Here is a 17,457-nt window from a genome sequence, read left to right on the forward strand (position 1 = left end):
CAAGTCCAGGAGACGATCATGCGGAAGTACTGGGCGGCGCTGGCCTTAGCCGCGCTGACGATCACTGGGTGCGGCCTCGGATCCGAGCAGGCCGCGCAGCCGTCTGCGAGCACCTCGGGAGAGGTCAAAGGCAAGGTATCGCTGCAGACGTGGGCGTTGAAGCCCAAGTTCACCGACTACGTGCAGGGCGTCATCGACGGATTCAAGAAGAAGTACCCGGGCGTCGAGGTGGAGTGGCTCGACCAGCCGGGTGACGGCTACTCGGAGAAGGTCCTCAGCCAGGCGGCCAGCGGCACCCTGCCCGACGTGACCAACCTGCCGCCCGACTTCGCGCTGCCGCTGGCCAAGCAGGGCCTGCTGCTGGACGTCGCCAAGGCGGACCCCAAGGTGAACGAGGAGTACGTGCCCGGTGGCCTGGACGCCTACAAGTACGCGGGCGTCGACGGCACCTATGGCTACCCCTGGTACCTGGGCACGGACGTGAACTACTGGAACTCCGAGCTGATGGCCAAGTACGGCCTGGACGCCAAGAAGCCGCCGACCAACCTGGACGAGCTGATCGCGCAGGCCAGGACCGTCAAGGAGAAGTCGGGCGGCAAGATCTACCTGATGAGCCGCAAGCCCGGCCTGAGCGACCTGGCCAACGCCGGTGTGAAGCTGATGTCCGACGACGGCAAGAGCTTCACCTTCAACACCCCCGAGGCCGCGGCCCTGCTCGACAAGTACGCCCAGGCGTTCAAGGACGGGTTGCTGCCCAAGGACATCCTGACCGACACCTTCCAGGGCAACGCCAAGCTGTTCTCCGAGGGCAAGGTCGCCTGGACGACCGGTGGCGGCAACCACATCACCAGCCTGCAGACCGACAACCCCACGCTCGCCCCCAAGGTGGTGCCCTCGCAGTCGATCGGGACCTCGCCGCTGTGGGTGCAGGGCCTGTCGGTGTCGGCCAAGAGCAAGAACCTCCCGGCCGCCCAGGCGCTGGCGCGCTGGGTGACCAGCGCGGAGAACCAGGCCGCCTTCGCCCACCTGGTGGCCATCTTCCCCAGCACCAAGTCCTCGGCCAGTGACCCGTTCTTCAGCAAGAGCGACGGCACCAACGCCGGTGACGCCAAGGTCATCGCCTTCAAGCAGCTCGAAACGGCCAAGATGCTGCAGCCGGTCGAGTTCAACAGCGCGATGGACAAGGTCACCAACCAGCAGTTCGCCCTGGCGATCAGCGGCGGTGCGACCTCCAAGCAGGCCCTCGACGACGCGGTAGCGAAGTGCAACGAACTCTTGACTCAGTGAGAAACCAGCGCTGGTTCACGCCGTGGGTGCTTCTGGCGCCCGCGGCGGTCTGGCTGCTGGTCTTCTCGGTGTGGCCCGCGATCAACACGGTGGTGCTGTCGTTCACCAACGCCAAGCCGTTGGGCGGCGGGCACTTCACCGGGCTCGCGAACTTCTCCCGCGCGCTCGACGACGACCAGCTCGGCAACGCGCTGCTCAACAGCGTGGTCTACATGCTGGTCTGCCTGCCGCTGCTGACGTTCCTGCCGTTGCTGCTGGCCGTCCTCGTGGAGAAGAAGCTGCCCGGCATCACGTTCTTCCGCACCGCGTTCTACACGCCGGTGATCGCCTCCGCGGTGGTGGTGGCGATCATCTGGGGGTGGATGCTGAACGACCAGGGCGCGATCAACGGGCTGGCGCAGCAGCTCGGCTTCCTGAAGGAGCCGCTGCCGTTCCTGACCGACCGGTGGCTGCTGCTGTTCAGCGCGATCAGCCTGACGGTGTGGAAGGGCATGGGCTACTACATGATCGTCTACCTGTCCGCGCTCGGGAACGTGCGGCGCGACCTGCACGAGGCGGCGTCCGTCGACGGCGCTGGGGCGGTGCGCAGGTTCTTCGCGATCACCGTGCCCGGCGTGCGCAACACGATGATGCTGGTGTCGGTGCTGATCTCGGTGTCCGCGCTGCGGGTCTTCTCCGAGCTGTACGTGCTGTCCAACGGCACCGGCGGGCCCGGCGGGCGGGACATGTCGATGGTCATGCTGATCCAGCTCTACAGCCGCGGCTTCACCGGCCACCTGGGCTACGCCTCGGCGCTGAGCCTGATCCTGCTGGTCATCACGATCGGCCCGATGCTGCTGCTCACCCGGCTCAGCAGGAAGGAGTCCTGATGACCTCGCGCGAGAAGGCCCTGCGCTACGCGCTGCTCGTGCTGGTGCTGCTGATCACCGTCGGGCCGTTCCTGTGGCAGCTCTCCACGTCGCTGAAGAGCGTGAACGAGGACATCTTCACCGCCACGCCGCAACTGCTGCCGCAGGAGCCGACGCTGGCCAACTACAGCGCGGTCCTGGACACGCTGCCGGTGCTGAAATACGCCTGGAACTCGGTGATCGTCGCCTTCCTCACCATCACCGGCAACGCGATCGGCGCGACGCTGGCCGGGTACGCGCTGGCCAGGCTGCGCTTCCGCGGCGCCAAGCTGATGCTCGCGGCCTTCGTGTCGACGCTGGTGCTGCCGGAGGAGGTGACGATCATCTCCAAGCTGGTCACCGTACAGAGCATGGGCCTGGCCGACACCCTGGCCGGAGTGGCCCTGCCCAACGCCATCAGCATGCTGAACGTCCTGCTGATGCGTACGGCCTTCGCCGCCATCCCGCGCGAGATGGACGAGGCCGCCATCGTCGACGGCGCCAACGCCTGGCAGCGGTTCCTGCGCATCGGCCTGCCCAACGTGCGCGGCATGCTCAGCGTGATCAGCCTGTTCGCCTTCATCGGCGCCTGGGACGACTTCCTGTGGCCGCTGATCGTCCTGACCGACCCGGAGAACCTGACGCTCACGGTCGGCCTGAACTACCTCAACGGCACGTTCAGCGCCAACCCGCGGTTGATCGCCGCCGGGACGATGATCGCCTTCATCCCGATCGTCATCGTCTTCGCCACCCTGCAGCGCTTCTTCTTCCGCGGCGTCGAGGAGGGCGCGATCAAGGGCTAGCGCCCCGCCCACTTCACCTCGTACGGCTGCAGCGTCACCTGCTTGCCGTCCACGGTGGCCGAGATCGGCGCGTCGGTGGTGTTGACCATGACGAGCTGGCCGGGCTGCGCCAGCACCCTGATCCCGGGGCTGGAGGACTTGACGGACTCCAGCTTCGCCCCGGCGGGGAACCACTTGGTGAAGTTGGACAGCAGCTCGCCGGTCGGCAGCCAGGCGCCGGTGCCCTGGTTCCACATGCAGCCGGCGCAGTCGCCCGACTTGGTCTCCGGGTTCCAGTAGAGCGCCGTCGAGGCGCCGCTCCTGGCGAACTCCATCAGCGCCGCCGCCTGCACGGCCAGCCGCATCTGCGGCGTCCAGTTCGCCGAGCCGTCCTCGGGCTCGAAGTAGTATTCCGACCACCAGATCGGCATGTCGCCGGTGCGCTTGCGCAGCCACGACGTCACCGCGCTGAACTTGCCCGTCGCCCCGAAGGCGTCCGGCAGGAGCTGGTGGTCGTCGGTGGGCGAGGCGCCGTCGACGACGACGAAGTCGGCGCCCTTCTTGTTCTTCCACCAGTAGTCGAAGGCGTCCAGGACGAGCTGGTCGACCGACCCCCACGCGCCCTTGAGCTCGGAGTTGTCGCCCTCGTTGCTGTTCATCCCCAGGTACGGACCACCGATCAGGGCGTCGGGGCGCACGGCCTTCACCGCGGCGTACACCTTGTTGTAGAGCTGCGTGTAGCCCTGGATGTCCGGCGGTTGCTTGTGGTCGGGCCAGAAGCCCTTCAGCTCGTTCCACACCATGAAGTACTTGACGTGGTCGTAGCGCTTGGCCACCTCGGCAGCCAGCCTGGCGAAGTCGTCGAAGTGCTTCGGCTCCGGCGCCGCCTCCAGGTGCTCCTTCTCCCACGACGTCTGACCGGCCGGGCCGCCCTTCATCCAGTCGGGCGCGCAGCACAGCGTGAGCACGGGCACGCCGCCTGACTGGTCCATGAGCCGCATGCGGTCGTCGAGGTCCTCGAAGTCGAACCGCCCAGGGCTCTCCTCCGGGTTGTCGACGCCGAACCCCATGATGTGCTGGTTCTGCAGCATCGGCGTCTTGGACAGCGGGCCGGCGACGACGTCCTGGAGCTGTTCCTTGCCGTTGTTGGCGCTGAGCTGGGTGTGCGTCAGCCCGTAGCGCGGCCACGCGGCGTCCACGGGCGGCGGCTTGCCGATCTTGCCTGGAGCGGTGGTGCTGGTCACCTTGCCCGCGGCCGGGCTCGCCCCTGACCGGGCGTTGTAGATCAGTACAGCGACTGCGAGCGCCCCCACGACCACGCAAGCCACTACAACGATCGCCCAGTTCCGCGCTTTCGGCGCGCGTGTTGATGCCACCGCTTCCCCCTCGTAGAAGCCCACGGTAGTCGACCCGTCGCTGGGATCCTCCCGGAGGATGCTGAGAATCCCATGAGAATCGGGCCGAGGCGGGCGGAGGGGGCGCGGGTCGTCAGAAGCGGCGAGACCTCCACAGGGCCCAGGCCAGCCAGATCCCTCCGGCTGCCGCCAGGACGCCGTGGCCGATCCTGAAGGCGGGCGGGCCGAAGAACTGGGGGATGAAGAGCAGGAAGCAGACGGCCAGCGGGATGCCGCTCCAGCGCGGCATCACCCTGGACCGCCGCTGGGCGAGATCTCCAACCTCAACAACCTCGCCTGCGCCCACGAGGAGCTCGGCGACCTCGACGCGGCCGCCCTCTGGCTGGTGGCGGCCGTCCCGGTGTTCGCGCGCGCCGCGCATCCCCGCGGGGAGGCCATCATGCTCAGCAATCTGGGCACCATCCGCCACGGGCAGGGGCGGTTGAAGGAGGCCCTCGACGCCAAGGAGCGCGCCCTGGCGATCCTGCGCGGCATCGTCACCGTGGACGAGACGGAGAGGACGCTCACCGGCATCGGGTTGGTCCATCTCGACGCGGGACGCCACAGCCAGGCTCGTGCCGCCTTCACCGACGCCCTCGACCTGGCCAGGCAGGCGGGCGAGCTGCGGCGTGAGGTGGGCCCGCTCCTCGGGCTGGCCAGGCTCGAACTCGCCCTGGGCCGCCCGCGGCAGTCGGTGGAACAGCTCGACGCCGTGCTGGCCCTCGCCACCAGCACCGGCGAGCGCCTCGAAGAGGCGGAAACGCTGGTCACCCTGGCGGAGGCCTACGGCGCGCTCGGCGAGCACGAGCGCGCCCTTCGCGTGGCGCAGTCGGCCGAGGGCCCGGCGACCCTCGAAGCCAGGGCGCGGGCCGCCCAGGCCGCCGCCTGCCTCGGCCTCGGCCAGGCGGAACGCGGCGCCGACCTGGCCGTCCAGGCGTCGCGCACCCAGCGGGACACGAGCCAGTGGCTGGCCCGGTCGCGCACGCTGCTGATCCTGGCGTGCGCGCGCCACCTGGCCGGGGACCCCCACCGCGCCCGGCGGCACTGGACTCGGGCGCGCCGCCTGCGCACCCTCCTGGAGCGCGCCTTCTAGACCGTTTCGAGGGTACGGCGGAGCGCGGGAGAAAGGCTGGCGAGGGCGCAGCACACCGCCAGGTAGCCGCCGAGGACGAGGATCGCCACGACGGCTCCGCCGTACTGCGTGAGGAGGCCCCCGACCAGCGGCGCCAGCGGCGTGATGCCCATGGTGGCCACGTTGAGCACCGACTGCACGCGGCCCATCATGTGGTCGGGCGCCGCCCGCGCCACCTCGACCGACAGCACGATGTTCACCGCCGGGATGCCCAGGCCGCAGACGAACAGCACGACGGGCGGCCAGAAGGGGCCCAGGGGAAGCACCGTCAGCGGCGCGACGAGCGTGAGATACCAGCACACGGCGAGCATGAGGCGGCCCGGCGGCAGGAGCCTGGTCAGCCGGCCGGACAGCGCGGCCCCGACCAGCCCGCCGACGCCGAGGCACGCCATCGCCAGCCCGACCTGGACCGGCGAGCCGATGAACACGATCAGCGGCAGCATGATCGCGTTGAAGGCCAGGTTGACCACCAGCGCCAGGCCGCAGATCGCGCGGAGCAGCCGCTGGCCCCACATCCAGCGGACCGACTCGGCGATGCCGGTGAACATGTTCTGACGAGGCGCGGGCTCGGCGGCGTGCCTGGGGACCCTGGCGAACGCGACGCACACGAACGAGACGAGGTAGGAGATCGCGTCGACCAGGAAGGGTACGGCGCGGCCCGCCGCGAACAGCAGGCCGCCGAGCGGCGGACCGGCCAGACCGGCCGCGTGCTCGCGCGTCTGCTCCTGGGCGTACGCGCTGGGCAGTTGCTCGCCGGGCACGAGGGCGCGCAGGGAAGCGGTGTGCGCGGGTGAGAACAACGCCCCGGCTATGCCGTTCACGATGGAGACGGCCACCAGGTGGGGGAGCGTCAGGTGGCCGGTGAACGCGGCGAGCGCGACGCTGCCCATCGTGGCCGCCCTGACGAGGTCGGCGCCGAGCAGGACGCGGCGGCGGTCCCAGCGGTCGACCAGGACGCCTGCGGGCAGCGCGAACAGCATGCCGCTGGCCAGCCCGACCGCGCCGAGCAGCCCGGCCTGGGCGGGGGAGCCGGTGAGCGCCAGCACCACCAGGGGATAGGCGAGCCAGGTGAGGGTGGTGCCCAGCTCGGAGGCGGCCGATCCCACCCAGAAGAGCTGGAAACGCAGGTTCTTTCTTAAGGGCTGCATATTGCACAACGATAGTTGTACAAGAATCCTTGTACAACCTTTCTAGTATGGTTGGCCGTATGGAAGAGGCACGGAGCCGGCACCTCGGCCCCAAGGACACCGGCGCGCTCAAGGCGATCAGCCATCCGCTCCGGATGCGGCTGCTCCTGGCCATCGACGAGATCGGGCCCGTCACGGTCGGCATGCTCGCCACGCACCTGTCGCAGCCGGTCGGTGTGATCAGCTACCACCTGCGGCAGCTGGCCGCGCACGGGCTGGTCGCAGAGGTCCCGGAGCTGGCCCGCGACCGGCGCGAGCGCTGGTGGCGCTTCGTGCCCACGGAGAGCCTGTCGATCACGCCGTCCGAGTTCGTGGACGACCCCGTGGGGCGGGTCGCCTCGCGGGAGCTGATGTTGCAGTGGATCGACGTGACCGCCGAGCAGATGCGGCGGTGGGTGGAGGGCATGCACGCCTGGCCCCCGGACTGGCAGGACGCCGCGACGCTGGGCCGTAAGGGACCGATGCGGATGACCCCCGAGGACATGCGGCAGTTCGACGCGGAGCTCGAGGCGCTGATCGAACGGTGGCGAAGCCGCGGGGAGGAGGCGGACGACTCACCGGAGCGCCGCCAGGTCGTCTTCTTCTGCCACGCAGAACCCCTCGGCCCACCCCCGGCGTATTGACGTCGAATCCAGTTCGGGGGACGGTCGACGTATGCGGTTCGGGATCTTCTACGAGCACCAGTTGCCGAGGCCCTGGGGCGCGGGGGCGGAGTTGCGGCTCTACCAGGACGCGCTCGACCAGGTGGAGCTGGCCGACCGGCTGGGGTTCGACTACGTCTGGGAGGTGGAGCATCACTTCCTGGAGGAATACTCGCACTCGGCCGCGCCCGAGGTGTTCCTGGCCGCCGCTTCCCAGCGCACCGTGAACATGCGGCTCGGGCACGGGATCGTTCAGCTTCCGCCGCAGGTCAACCATCCTGCCCGGGTGGCTGAGCGGATCGCGACGCTCGACCTGGTGTCCGGTGGCAGGGTGGACTTCGGGACAGGGGAGGCCAGCTCCGCCGCCGAGCTCGGTGGGTTCGGGGTCCGGCGCGACCGGAAACGGGACATGTGGCAGGACTCGATCGACGCCGTCACCCGCATGTTCGTCGAGGAGCCGTTCGCCGGCTGGCAGTCGCCGTACATCAGGATGCCCCCGCGCAACGTGATCCCCAAACCCGTCCAGAAGCCGCACCCGCCGCTGTGGGTGGCGTGCTCGCGGCGCGAGACCATCCACCTGGCCGCGCGCAACGGCATCGGGGCGCTGTCGTTCGCGTTCGTGCACCCGGAGGACGCGGGCAAGTGGGTGGACGACTACTACCGGCTGATCGCGAGCGAGGAGTGCGTGCCCGCCGGGTTCGCGGTGAACGCGAACCTCGCGGTGGTCCTGCCCATGATGTGCCACGAGGACCCCGAGGTGGCCAGGGAGCGCGGCTCGCTGGGCGCCGGGTTCTTCGCCTACGCGCTCGGACACTATTACGGACCCTCGAAGCACGCCCCCGGCACGGGCAGTATTTGGGATGATTTCGCGGCAAAAAGCCCGAAACTCGGGGTCAGAGGGGATGATCCGCTCGCCGGGGCGCTGGGCAGTCCGGAGCAGCTCGTCGAGCTGGTCAGGCGCTACGAGGCCGTCGGCGTCGACCAGATGATCTTCGTGCTCCAGGCGGGGCCCAACAGGCACGAGCACATCTGCGAGAGCCTGGAGCTGTTCGGCAAGAAGGTGCTGCCGATCTTCGCGGAGGGGCGCGACCAGCGCGAACAGGCCAAGGCGGAACGGCTGGCCCCGGCGGTCGAGGCCGCGCTGGCCAGGCGGGAACCGGCCAGGCGGCTGGCCACGCCGTACGTCATCGACGAGGACGCGGAGGTCGCGCCCACGATCAGGAGCCGGGCGCGCGGCGTCTTCGGGCGGATCGTCGAGGGGCGGACGGACGCGCAGCTGGAGCGCTGGTTCGGGCCCGGCCAGCAGCGGGTTCTGTTCGCGCTGATGGCGCGCCAGTTCGACCCGGCCAAGGCGTTCGGGTTCAAGGGTGAGATCGAGTTCCGGCTGGGGCGCGGATCGGTGTGGACGATCCAGGTCAGAGGCGACAAGGCGCGCGCGGTCCAGGGATCGGCGCGCAACGCCGCTGTGATCCTGGAGCTCCCGGCGGCCGACGTCCTGCGGCTGATCGCGGGCGTCGCGAACCCGGCGGCGCTGCTGATGTCGGGCAAGCTCAAGATCACCGGCGATCCCGCGTTCGCGTCGCGGGTGCCGGAGATGTTCGGCGCGCCCAGCCCTTACTAGGCCAGGAGCTTCCTGGCCGCCTGCTCGATCTCGTCCTCGGACAGGAGCACGTGGTTGGCGGCGGCGCCCAGCGGGATGAAGCTGTCTGACGACGTCACCCGGGCGATCTGCCCGGTGAACCCGGCGTCCAGCATCTCCGCCACGATCCCCTCGGACACCCCGCCGGAGCGGCGCGTCTCGTCGGCGATCAGCACCTTGCCGGTCAGCTCCGCCGCCCGCATCAGGTCGTCGATCGGCAGCGGCGACAGCCACCGCAGGTCCAGGACACGGCAGCTGTAGCCTTCCTGCGTCAGCCGTACGGCTGCGCGCAGGCTCATCCGCAGGCCGTTGCCGAACGTCACGATCGCCAGGTCGCGCCCGTCCCCGTAGGACCTGGCGCGGCCGATCGGCACGTGCGTCTCCGCCCAGCGGGACGGCGGCGCGTACGGCGCCAGCCACCCGCCGTCGCCCTCGTCGAACAGGTCGCGCGTGTGGTAGAGCGCGATGGGCTCCAGGAACACGCACACCGACCCCGCGGTGCGCGCCGCAGCCAGGCAGGTGCGCAGCATCGCCGCAGCGTCGTCCGGCCGGGACGGCGAGGCGATGACCAGGCCGGGGATGTCGCGCAGCGCCGCGACGGCGTTGTCGTTGTGGAAGTGGCCGCCGAAGCCCTTCTGGTAGGCGTATCCGGCCACCCGCACCACCAGCGGGTTGCGGAAGGCGCTCTTGGAGAAGAACGACAGCGTGGCCGCCTCGCCGCGGATCTGGTCGAGCGCGTTGTGCAGGTAGGCGAGGTATTGGATCTCCGGCACCGGCAGCAGGTTCGACACCCCTGAGCCGAGCGCCAGCCCGAGCACCGCCTGCTCGTCGAGGAGCGTGTCGAACACCCGGCCGCCGCCGAAGCGCTTCTGCAGGCCGCGGGTCACGCCGTACACGCCGCCCTTCTTGGCGACGTCCTCGCCGAAGACCATCATCTCCGGGTAGACGGCCAGGGTGTCGGCGAGCGTCCTGTTGATCGCCTGCGACAGCGTCATGGACTTCTCGTTCTCCGGCAGCGTCCCGGCGAAGGCCTTCTCGCGGGCGGACGGCTCGGCCGCCACCGGGCTGATCTTCGCGATGAGGTCGGCCCTGCGCGGAGCCAGCGGTTCGACGACCTCCTCGCGCGAGGTGAGGCGCGGGGAGCGGGTGGTCTCCCTGGCCATCCTGAGGACGAGCTCGCGCTCGGACTCGTAGGACTTGAGCAGCTGCTCCGGAGTGACCTGCCCGGCCTCGACCAGGAGCCTGGCCGTACGCAGCAGCGGGTCGCGCTCCAGGTCGGCGCGGATCTCGCGCTGGGTGCGGTAGGCGGCCTCGACGTCGGAGCCGGCGTGGCCCATCAGCCGCACGGTCGACAGGTGCAGGAACGCGGGGGAGCGGGTGGTCCGTACGTGCTCGGCCGCCCTGGCCGCCACGTCGTACGCCTCGGCCAGGTCGCAGCCGTCGGCCGCGAAGTACTCGATGCCGGGGCGCTGCGCCGCGGCGGCCACCCAGCCCTTGGGCGTCTTGACGCTGATGCCGAGCCCGTTGTCCTCGCAGACGAACAGGATGGGGAGCGCCTGGCCCTGGTAGGTGGCGTAGGAAGCGGTGTTGAACCCCGACAGCGCGCTCGCGTGGTTGGTGGAGGCGTCGCCGAAGCTGCAGATGGCGATCGCGTCGTCCGGCCAGGCGCCGGGTACGCCGAGCGCCCGCGCCCGCTCGATGGCGAAGGCCACGCCGACCGCGCGCGGCAGGTGGCTGGCGATCGTGGAGGTCTGCGGGATGACGGCGAGGTCGGGGTGGCCGAACACCTTGTGCCTGCCGCCCGCGATCGGCTCCTCGACCGAGGCCGACAACCCGAGCAGCACGTCACGCAGCCCCTGGTCGGCCAGCCTGCCGGCCATCGTGGACCGGGTCAGGTAGAACGCGCCCGAGCGGTAGTGCAGCAGCGCCGGGTCGGTGGTGCGGGTGACCGCGGCGACGACCGCGTTGCCCTCGTGACCGGCCGAGCCGATGGTGTAGAAGCCCTCGTCCTGCTCGCGCAGCCAGCGCGCGGCGATGTCGAGCAGCCTGCTACCCAGCTGGTGCTGGTACAGGGAACGGGCACCAGCGCCGGTCAGCGTCGAGCCGTCGCGGACGGGCAGGCCGGGATCTCGGGGCTGGCCCGCCTTAAGCGTCGCAACCGTCTGGGTGAAATGTGTCTCAACAGTGTCGCGCGCCACAAGCCCGATTATGCCCCCCAAGAGGCTGCTGCGGGGGCCAGGATTCTGGAGCGCTCCGATTTGACAGTTCTTAATGACGATTTGTCAGATTTAACAACTCTTTGCCTGACCTAAACGTCTACTAGATGAAGGCACGTGGCACCCTCAATGCCGCGTTCAACCATCAGGGTTCTCCACAGGAAGGACGGAACCCGAATGTTGCAACGCATCGGTGCCGTCGCCGTAGCGCTCGCGCTGGGCTTAGCTCTGGCGCCCGCGACCACGGCTTCGGCAACACCAACCGTGGCTCACGCCACCAAGATCGTCGACTTCGACGCCACTCCCGACCTCGTCGCCAAGGGCGATGTGATCACGCTGTCCGGCCAGCTCCAGATCGAGGACCCGACCTGGAAGGGGTACGGCGCGCAGTCAGTGCTGATCACCTTCCGTGAGAAGGGCACCGACGCCTACCGTCACGTGGACAAGGCCACGACCAACGCCAACGGCGAGTTCAGCGCCAAGGCCAAGGCGGAGGCCACCGGCTGGTGGCGGGCGGAGTTCCTCGCCACCCCTGCGGCCAAGGATTCGGTCAGTGACACCGACCGGGTCGACATCAAGCCGGTCGCCGCAGACAGCCGGCTCTCCTTCGACGCGTACCCCGAGCCCGTCGACAAGGGCGAGACGCTGCACTTCAAGGGTGCGCTGCAGGTCGCGGGCAAGAGTGGCTGGGAGGGGTTGAGCGGCCAGAAGGTCTCCATCCTCTTCAAGGCCAAGGGCTCAGACAAGTGGGAGTACGTGACCTCCGACGTCACCGGATCCCTCGGCCGCTACTGGGCGAGCGCCACGGCGCAGACGTCCGGGCTGTGGAAGGCTGTCTACGAGGGCAGCGACACGGTCAAGGGGTCGGAGAGCGACGTCGACTGGGTGACGGTCAACCAGCCTCCGCCGCCGTCCACCAAGGGCGACAGCTGGCTGAAGTACTTCAACGCCTACCCTGAGCCGGTCAAGTACCGGCACTACCTGCGCTTCAGCGGTCAGCTCCTGGTCGACGACAACGGCTGGGAGGGGTACGCGGGCAAGGTGGCGCTGTACTTCAAGCCCAAGGGGTCGAGCTCGTGGCAGTACGTGAAGACCACGTGGTCGAACGACTCCGGCAGGCTGTACACCAAGGTCAAGGCGTACAAGTCCGGGTACTGGAAGTTCGTCTTCAAGGGTGACGACGACTTCTACGGCGACAGCAGCCGCAGGGACTACGTGCGCGTCAAGCACTAGCCTCCACGCATGAACGAGGCCCGGAGCCGACCGGCTCCGGGCCTCTTCACGTGGTGCTAGTTGTTCCTCGCCACCAGCGCACGCAGCAGTTCCTCGATCTTCTCGAACCGGATGCTGACGTCGCGGAATCCGCTGTCCATCGACGACTCCAGCCGGTCGAACCGGCCGTCGTGCTTGTCGAGCCGCAGATAGACCCGGTCGATCCGCGCATCGACGCGCGCCGTGTTCTCGCTGACGGCGGGCAGACCGCTCGCAGCCCGAGCTTCCAGGGCGGCGACACGGACTTGTAGGTCGTGGATGGCGGCTTCAAGATCCAGCATCTGCATCCTTTCGAAGGGGGTTCTCCGTCCGGAAAGCTACTCTCCGTGATGAGATCGTCGCCTGGAAATCCAAAACCTGTCCTAGTCCGCCTTCCTGAACTGCACGATGCCCACCCCCAGCAGGATCGCCCCCAGCACTGCGACCAGCCCGAGCTCCACCGGCACAGGCACCGTCCATGAACCCCACGACACCCCCGGGTTGAGCATCGCGTTCACCTGGGGCGGCACCGACAGGTGGGAGAACACCGCCTGCCGCATCGGGTCCACCGCGTACGTCAGCGGGTTGACCGTGGTCAGCACGTGCAGCCACGACGGCAGGTTGGCCAGCGGGAACATCGCCCCCGACAGGAACAACATCGGCATGATCGCCATCTGCATCAGCCCGAAGAACGACTGCATGTTCTTCATCCGAGCCGCCAGCATCACCCCGAACGCCGTGATCGTGAACGCCGCGAGGAACATCTCCGCCAGCAGCGTGAGGATCAGCGACGGCGAGTACGGCACGCCGACCAGCCCCGCCATCGCCAGGATGATGACCCCCTGCCCGGTGGCCACGAGCGCCCCGCCCAGGCACTTGCCCACCACGATCGACCCGCGCGACACGGGCGCGACGAGCATCTCGCGCAGGAACCCGAACTCCCGGTCCCACACGATGGAGGCAGCGGAGAACATCCCCGTCATGATCACCGTCATCGAGATCATGCCCGGATACATGAACGTGCGGAAGTCGACCCCCGGGATCGACCCCTGCACGAGCGACCCCAGCCCGGTCCCCATGACGAACAGCCACAACACGGGCTGCAGCAGCATGGACAGCATGCGGGTGCGGTCGTTGAGGAAGCGCAGCAGCTCCCGGTGCAACACGATCTTGACGGCCCGCAGGTCGTGCCCGGTCGTGTGCCGGGGGATCGTGACGCTGATCGCCGAGGTCGTCATCGTCTGGCCATCGCTTTCATCCACTCGTTGCCGGAGTTGCCCGACTCCGCGTCACGGATGGTGGAGCCGGTGTAGTTCATGAACACGTCGTCGAGCGACGGCCGGGACACGCTCACCGACTTGATGGGCTGCCCGAGCTCGGCGAACAGCCGCGGCACGAACTCCTCCCCTGACGCCACGGCGAACGTGACGGCGCCCTCGTGCACGGCCGCCTCGATGCCGAACCGCTCGCGCAGCGCCTCGATGGCCGCTGGGTCGTCGCCGGTGTGGATCTGCACCCGGTCCTTGCCGATGCCGGCCTTGAGCGCCTCCGGGGAGTCGATGACGACGATCTCACCGTGGTCGATGATCGCGATCCGGTCGCAGAACTCGGCCTCCTCCATGTAGTGCGTCGTCATGAAGATGGTGATGTCCTCCGACAGCCGTAATTTGTTGATGTATCCCCAGATGGCGGACCGGGTCTGCGGGTCCAGGCCCACGGTCGGCTCGTCCAGGAACAGCACGCGCGGCGAGTGCAGCAGCCCGCGGGCGATCTCCAGGCGCCGCTTCATGCCGCCGGAGAACGTCATCACCTTGGCGTCCTTGCGGTCCCACAGCGCGACCATCTCCATGACCTGCCTGATGCGGTCGCCGACCACGCTCTTCTGCACGCCGTACAGCTCAGCGTGGAAACGGAGGTTCTGCTCCGCGCTCAGGTAACCGTCCAGGGTCGGGTCCTGGAAGACCAGCCCGATGTTCCTGCGGACCTCGTCGCGCTCGCGCACGACGTCGTGGCCGGCCACGCTGGCGGTGCCGTCCGTGGGGTTGACCAGCGTGCAGAGCATGTTGATCGTGGTGGTCTTGCCGGCGCCGTTCGGGCCGAGGAAGCCGAACACCTCGCCGGGGGCGACCTCGAAAGCCACCCCTTTGACGGCTTCGACCTTGCCGTAGGTCTTCTTGAGGCCTTGTACGGCTATCGCTGGGTTCATCAGTCCTCCGCCAAGATCTTGAAGACGGATTTGCGGGTTTCCCTGAGCAACCTCTTGGCCGCCGCCACCTGGCCGTCGTTGGCGGTGCGTGCCAGGTGCGAGAAGGCCTCGTTGAGCTGGGCCCAGAGCAGGCGGAGCTCGTGGCGGTCCTCGGGGACGGAACGGGCCACCTCATCCCATGGTGCCCGCTGGACGCGCTGCTGTCTGCCACTCTCCGTGAGCTGATATGTACGGCTGCCGCCGGATTCGTCGCCCGCGACGAGTCCCTCGTCCTCGAGCTGCTGCAGCGCCGGGTAGACCGATCCGGGGCTGGGCCGCCACACGCCGCGGCTGCGTTCCTCGATCTCCTGGATCATCTGGTAGCCGTTCATCGGCCCCTCGGCCAGCAGGCTGAGCAGCGCCGCCCGCACGTCGCCCTTCCTGACCTTCGGCGGGAAGTGGCCGGGTGGCGGAAAGGGTGGAGGGGGCGGCAGCGGGGGCATGTGCGGGTCGAACGGCTCGGGGCCCGCGACGAAGAAGTGGTCCTGCGGGGGGAAGGGTTCGTGCATGGCGAAGCCTCCAACTATCGAGATACCCGAAAGATATATCTAGATAGTTGGGCCAACAAGACGTTAACTGACGTTAACAAGAGCTCCAAGCGCCATCCGGCGCAGCATCGCCGCCGCGTCCTCCTGGGCGAGCTCGCCCGCGCTGTGCGGGGTGGAGTTCAGCAGCCCGAAGACGGCGTGCGTGGCGGCGCGCAGCCGGGGCGGCGGGCACGAGGGGTGCAGTTCGGTCAGCACGGTCACCCACTCCTCCGCGTAGAGGCGCTGCAACCTGCGGATCTGCCTGCGCTGCGGCTCGGCGACGTTGCCGAGCTCCCTGTCGTGCACGGTGATGAGGTACGGCTCGGCCAGCGCGAACGCCACGTGCCCGTCCAGCAGCGCCTCCAGCGCCTCCCGGGGCGTGGCCGCCGCCGTGACCAGCGCGGCTGCGCCGTCGTAGAGGCGTGAGCTGATGCCGAGCAGCATCTCGGCGAGCAGGGCCTCCTTGCCGCTGAAGTGCCGGTACAGCGCCGGTCCTGACACGCCGACCGCACCGCCGATGTCCTCGATCGAGACCCCGTGGTACCCGCGGGCGGCGAACAGCCGTGCGGCCGCCTCGATGATCTCGACGCGACGGCTTCTGGTAGGAGTGCTCACATCTCACATTCTAGACAGGCGAGTTAATGATGACTAACATTTCGTGGCATGAGTGACTGGCCGGTTTTTCCGACAGCGGTTGACCAGGGGAGCTTCGCGCGCAACTCCGAGGTCAACGAGCGCCTCGCCGCCGAGCTGCGCGAGCGGCTGGCCGCGACGGCGAAGGGCGGACCGGAAAGGAGCAGGCAGCGGCACGTCGAGCGCGGCAAGCTGCTGCCGCGCGACCGCGTCGACGGCCTCCTCGACCCCGGCTCCCGCTTCCTGGAGCTGTCCGCTCTGGCCGCGAACGGCCTCTACGACGACCAGGCTCCTGCGGCCGGGATCATCACCGGCATCGGCCGCGTCTCCGGGCGCGAGTGCGTGATCGTGGCCAACGACGCCACGGTCAAGGGTGGCACCTACTACCCGATGACGGTCAAGAAGCACCTGCGCGCGCAGGAGGTGGCGCTGCTCAACCACCTGCCGTGCGTCTACCTCGTCGACTCGGGCGGCGCGTTCCTGCCCAAGCAGGACGAGGTGTTCCCCGACCGCGAGCACTTCGGCCGCATCTTCTACAACCAGGCCACGATGTCGGCGCGCGGCATCCCGCAGATCGCCGCCGTCCTGGGCTCCTGTACGGCGGGCGGCGCGTACGTCCCGGCCATGAGCGACGAGGCGGTCATCGTCCGCAACCAGGGCACGATCTTCCTGGGCGGCCCGCCCCTGGTGAAGGCGGCCACCGGTGAAGAGGTCACCGCCGAGGAGCTCGGCGGCGGCGACCTGCACGCCCGCACCAGCGGAGTCACCGACCACCTGGCCGAGGACGACGCCCACGCGCTGGCCATCGTGCGCGACATCGTCTCCACGCTCGCACCCCGAGCGGAACGACCCTGGGCGATTCATTCCACGGAAGAACCCAAGTACGACCCCCGCGACCTCTACGGAATCGTCCCCGCGGACACCAGGACGCCGTATGACGTGCGCGAGGTCATCGCCCGGCTGGTCGACGGATCCCGCTTCCTGGAGTTCAAGGCCGAGTACGGTCCCACCCTGGTCACCGGGTTCGCGCACCTGCACGGCCACCCGGTGGGCATCATCGCCAACAACGGCATCCTGTTCAGCGAGTCCGCGCTCAAGGGCGCGCACTTCATCGAGCTGTGCGACCGCAGGAAGATCCCGCTGGTCTTCCTGCAGAACATCAGCGGCTTCATGGTCGGCAAGGCCTACGAGGCGGGCGGCATCGCCAAGCACGGCGCCAAGATGGTGACCGCGGTGTCGTGCGCGCGGGTGCCCAAGTTCACCGTCGTGATCGGCGGGTCGTTCGGCGCGGGCAACTACGCGATGGCCGGGCGCGCCTACTCGCCCCGGTTCCTGTGGATGTGGCCCAACGCCCGCATCTCGGTCATGGGCGGCGAGCAGGCCGCCAACGTGCTCACCACGGTCGGCAACGCGGACGCCGACGCGATCAGGGCGCAGTACGAGCACCAGGGCAACCCGTACTACTCGACCGCCAGGCTCTGGGACGACGGCGTGATCGACCCGCTCGACACGCGCACGGTGCTCGGCCTGGCCCTCTCGGCCGCGGCCAACGCACCGCTCGACCCCATCGGCTACGGCGTCTTCAGGATGTGACGCGCACATGACTCACTCGCCAGATCCACACTCGCCACGCCGG

At 68.9% G+C, this 17,457-nt stretch carries 17 protein-coding genes; 8 read left to right on the forward strand and 9 right to left on the reverse strand.

Features of this window, described 5'->3' with window-relative positions:
• Nucleotides 1-18: 18 nt before the first annotated feature.
• The 3 genes from ACIBG8_RS33965 to ACIBG8_RS33975 are packed head-to-tail and all read left to right on the forward strand — an operon-like array spanning nt 19 to nt 2,977.
• A complete protein-coding gene (locus ACIBG8_RS33965; protein ID WP_397347163.1) occupies nt 19-1,287 on the forward strand; it encodes an ABC transporter substrate-binding protein in 1,269 nt (422 codons plus the stop codon).
• Nucleotides 1,284-2,156, forward strand: coding sequence for a carbohydrate ABC transporter permease (locus ACIBG8_RS33970; protein WP_397347164.1), 873 nt, complete (start codon nt 1,284-1,286; stop codon nt 2,154-2,156). Before ACIBG8_RS33965 ends, ACIBG8_RS33970 begins: the two co-directional genes overlap by 4 nt.
• Complete coding sequence (locus tag ACIBG8_RS33975; RefSeq protein WP_397347165.1) at nt 2,156-2,977, forward strand: carbohydrate ABC transporter permease; 822 nt, start codon at nt 2,156-2,158, stop codon at nt 2,975-2,977. The genes ACIBG8_RS33970 and ACIBG8_RS33975 overlap by 1 nt, the downstream gene beginning before the upstream one ends.
• Here the strand turns inward: ACIBG8_RS33975 and ACIBG8_RS33980 are convergent.
• Both ACIBG8_RS33980 and ACIBG8_RS33985 read right to left on the reverse strand, forming a co-directional pair.
• The gene (locus ACIBG8_RS33980; RefSeq protein WP_397347166.1) at nt 2,974-4,269 is read right to left on the reverse strand and encodes a xylan 1,4-beta-xylosidase; all 1,296 of its coding nucleotides are present in this window, start codon (nt 4,267-4,269) and stop codon (nt 2,974-2,976) included. The genes ACIBG8_RS33975 and ACIBG8_RS33980 overlap by 4 nt on opposite strands.
• A 175-nt stretch (nt 4,270-4,444) precedes the next feature.
• Nucleotides 4,445-4,732, reverse strand: coding sequence for a hypothetical protein (locus tag ACIBG8_RS33985; protein WP_397347167.1), 288 nt, complete (start codon nt 4,730-4,732; stop codon nt 4,445-4,447).
• A gap of 18 nt (nt 4,733-4,750) precedes the next feature.
• On the opposite strand from ACIBG8_RS33985, the gene ACIBG8_RS33990 reads away from it, so the two are divergent.
• Nucleotides 4,751-5,443: a tetratricopeptide repeat protein gene (locus ACIBG8_RS33990; RefSeq protein ID WP_397347168.1), complete on the forward strand. Its 693-nt coding sequence runs from the start codon at nt 4,751-4,753 to the stop codon at nt 5,441-5,443.
• Here ACIBG8_RS33990 and ACIBG8_RS33995 read toward each other — a convergent pair.
• Nucleotides 5,440-6,630 (reverse strand): MFS transporter, encoded by a 1,191-nt coding sequence (locus ACIBG8_RS33995; RefSeq protein ID WP_397347169.1) that lies wholly within the window; start codon nt 6,628-6,630, stop codon nt 5,440-5,442. The two genes, ACIBG8_RS33990 and ACIBG8_RS33995, sit on opposite strands and share 4 nt — an antisense overlap.
• Nucleotides 6,631-6,689: 59 nt before the next feature.
• On the opposite strand from ACIBG8_RS33995, the gene ACIBG8_RS34000 reads away from it, so the two are divergent.
• Together ACIBG8_RS34000 and ACIBG8_RS34005 are read left to right on the forward strand one after the other, a co-directional pair.
• Nucleotides 6,690-7,292, forward strand: coding sequence for a helix-turn-helix domain-containing protein (locus ACIBG8_RS34000; RefSeq protein ID WP_397347170.1), 603 nt, complete (start codon nt 6,690-6,692; stop codon nt 7,290-7,292).
• Between the two features lie 31 nt (nt 7,293-7,323).
• Nucleotides 7,324-8,931 (forward strand): LLM class flavin-dependent oxidoreductase, encoded by a 1,608-nt coding sequence (locus tag ACIBG8_RS34005; RefSeq protein WP_397347171.1) that lies wholly within the window; start codon nt 7,324-7,326, stop codon nt 8,929-8,931.
• Here the strand turns inward: ACIBG8_RS34005 and ACIBG8_RS34010 are convergent.
• Nucleotides 8,928-11,147, reverse strand: coding sequence for a thiamine pyrophosphate-dependent enzyme (locus ACIBG8_RS34010; protein WP_397347172.1), 2,220 nt, complete (start codon nt 11,145-11,147; stop codon nt 8,928-8,930). The genes ACIBG8_RS34005 and ACIBG8_RS34010 overlap by 4 nt on opposite strands.
• Nucleotides 11,148-11,342: 195 nt before the next feature.
• Here ACIBG8_RS34010 and ACIBG8_RS34015 point away from each other — a divergent pair, with 195 nt between their 5' ends.
• Nucleotides 11,343-12,398, forward strand: coding sequence for a hypothetical protein (locus tag ACIBG8_RS34015; protein ID WP_397347173.1), 1,056 nt, complete (start codon nt 11,343-11,345; stop codon nt 12,396-12,398).
• Nucleotides 12,399-12,454: 56 nt separating this feature from the next.
• Here ACIBG8_RS34015 and ACIBG8_RS34020 read toward each other — a convergent pair whose 3' ends face one another.
• The 5 genes from ACIBG8_RS34020 to ACIBG8_RS34040 all read right to left on the reverse strand — a co-directional run bounded on the left by ACIBG8_RS34020 (nt 12,455) and on the right by ACIBG8_RS34040 (nt 15,803).
• A complete protein-coding gene (locus tag ACIBG8_RS34020; protein ID WP_397347174.1) occupies nt 12,455-12,718 on the reverse strand; it encodes a hypothetical protein in 264 nt (87 codons plus the stop codon).
• An 81-nt stretch (nt 12,719-12,799) separates the two neighbouring features.
• Nucleotides 12,800-13,654, reverse strand: a complete 855-nt coding sequence (locus tag ACIBG8_RS34025) for an ABC transporter permease (protein WP_397347175.1) — start codon at nt 13,652-13,654, stop codon at nt 12,800-12,802.
• Nucleotides 13,651-14,622 (reverse strand): ATP-binding cassette domain-containing protein, encoded by a 972-nt coding sequence (locus ACIBG8_RS34030; protein WP_397347177.1) that lies wholly within the window; start codon nt 14,620-14,622, stop codon nt 13,651-13,653. The genes ACIBG8_RS34025 and ACIBG8_RS34030 overlap by 4 nt, the downstream gene beginning before the upstream one ends.
• Nucleotides 14,622-15,170 (reverse strand): PadR family transcriptional regulator, encoded by a 549-nt coding sequence (locus ACIBG8_RS34035; RefSeq protein ID WP_397347178.1) that lies wholly within the window; start codon nt 15,168-15,170, stop codon nt 14,622-14,624. The genes ACIBG8_RS34030 and ACIBG8_RS34035 overlap by 1 nt, the downstream gene beginning before the upstream one ends.
• Before the next feature lie 63 nt (nt 15,171-15,233).
• Complete coding sequence (locus ACIBG8_RS34040; RefSeq protein ID WP_397347179.1) at nt 15,234-15,803, reverse strand: TetR/AcrR family transcriptional regulator; 570 nt, start codon at nt 15,801-15,803, stop codon at nt 15,234-15,236.
• A gap of 48 nt (nt 15,804-15,851) precedes the next feature.
• Between ACIBG8_RS34040 and ACIBG8_RS34045 the strand changes: the two genes are divergently transcribed.
• Complete coding sequence (locus ACIBG8_RS34045) at nt 15,852-17,414, forward strand: carboxyl transferase domain-containing protein (RefSeq protein WP_397347180.1); 1,563 nt, start codon at nt 15,852-15,854, stop codon at nt 17,412-17,414.
• Nucleotides 17,415-17,457 lie beyond the last annotated feature (43 nt).

It is taken from the genome of Nonomuraea sp. NPDC050556 (genome assembly GCF_044457355.1).
In the GTDB taxonomy this organism is placed as follows: Bacteria; Actinomycetota; Actinomycetes; order Streptosporangiales; family Streptosporangiaceae; genus Nonomuraea.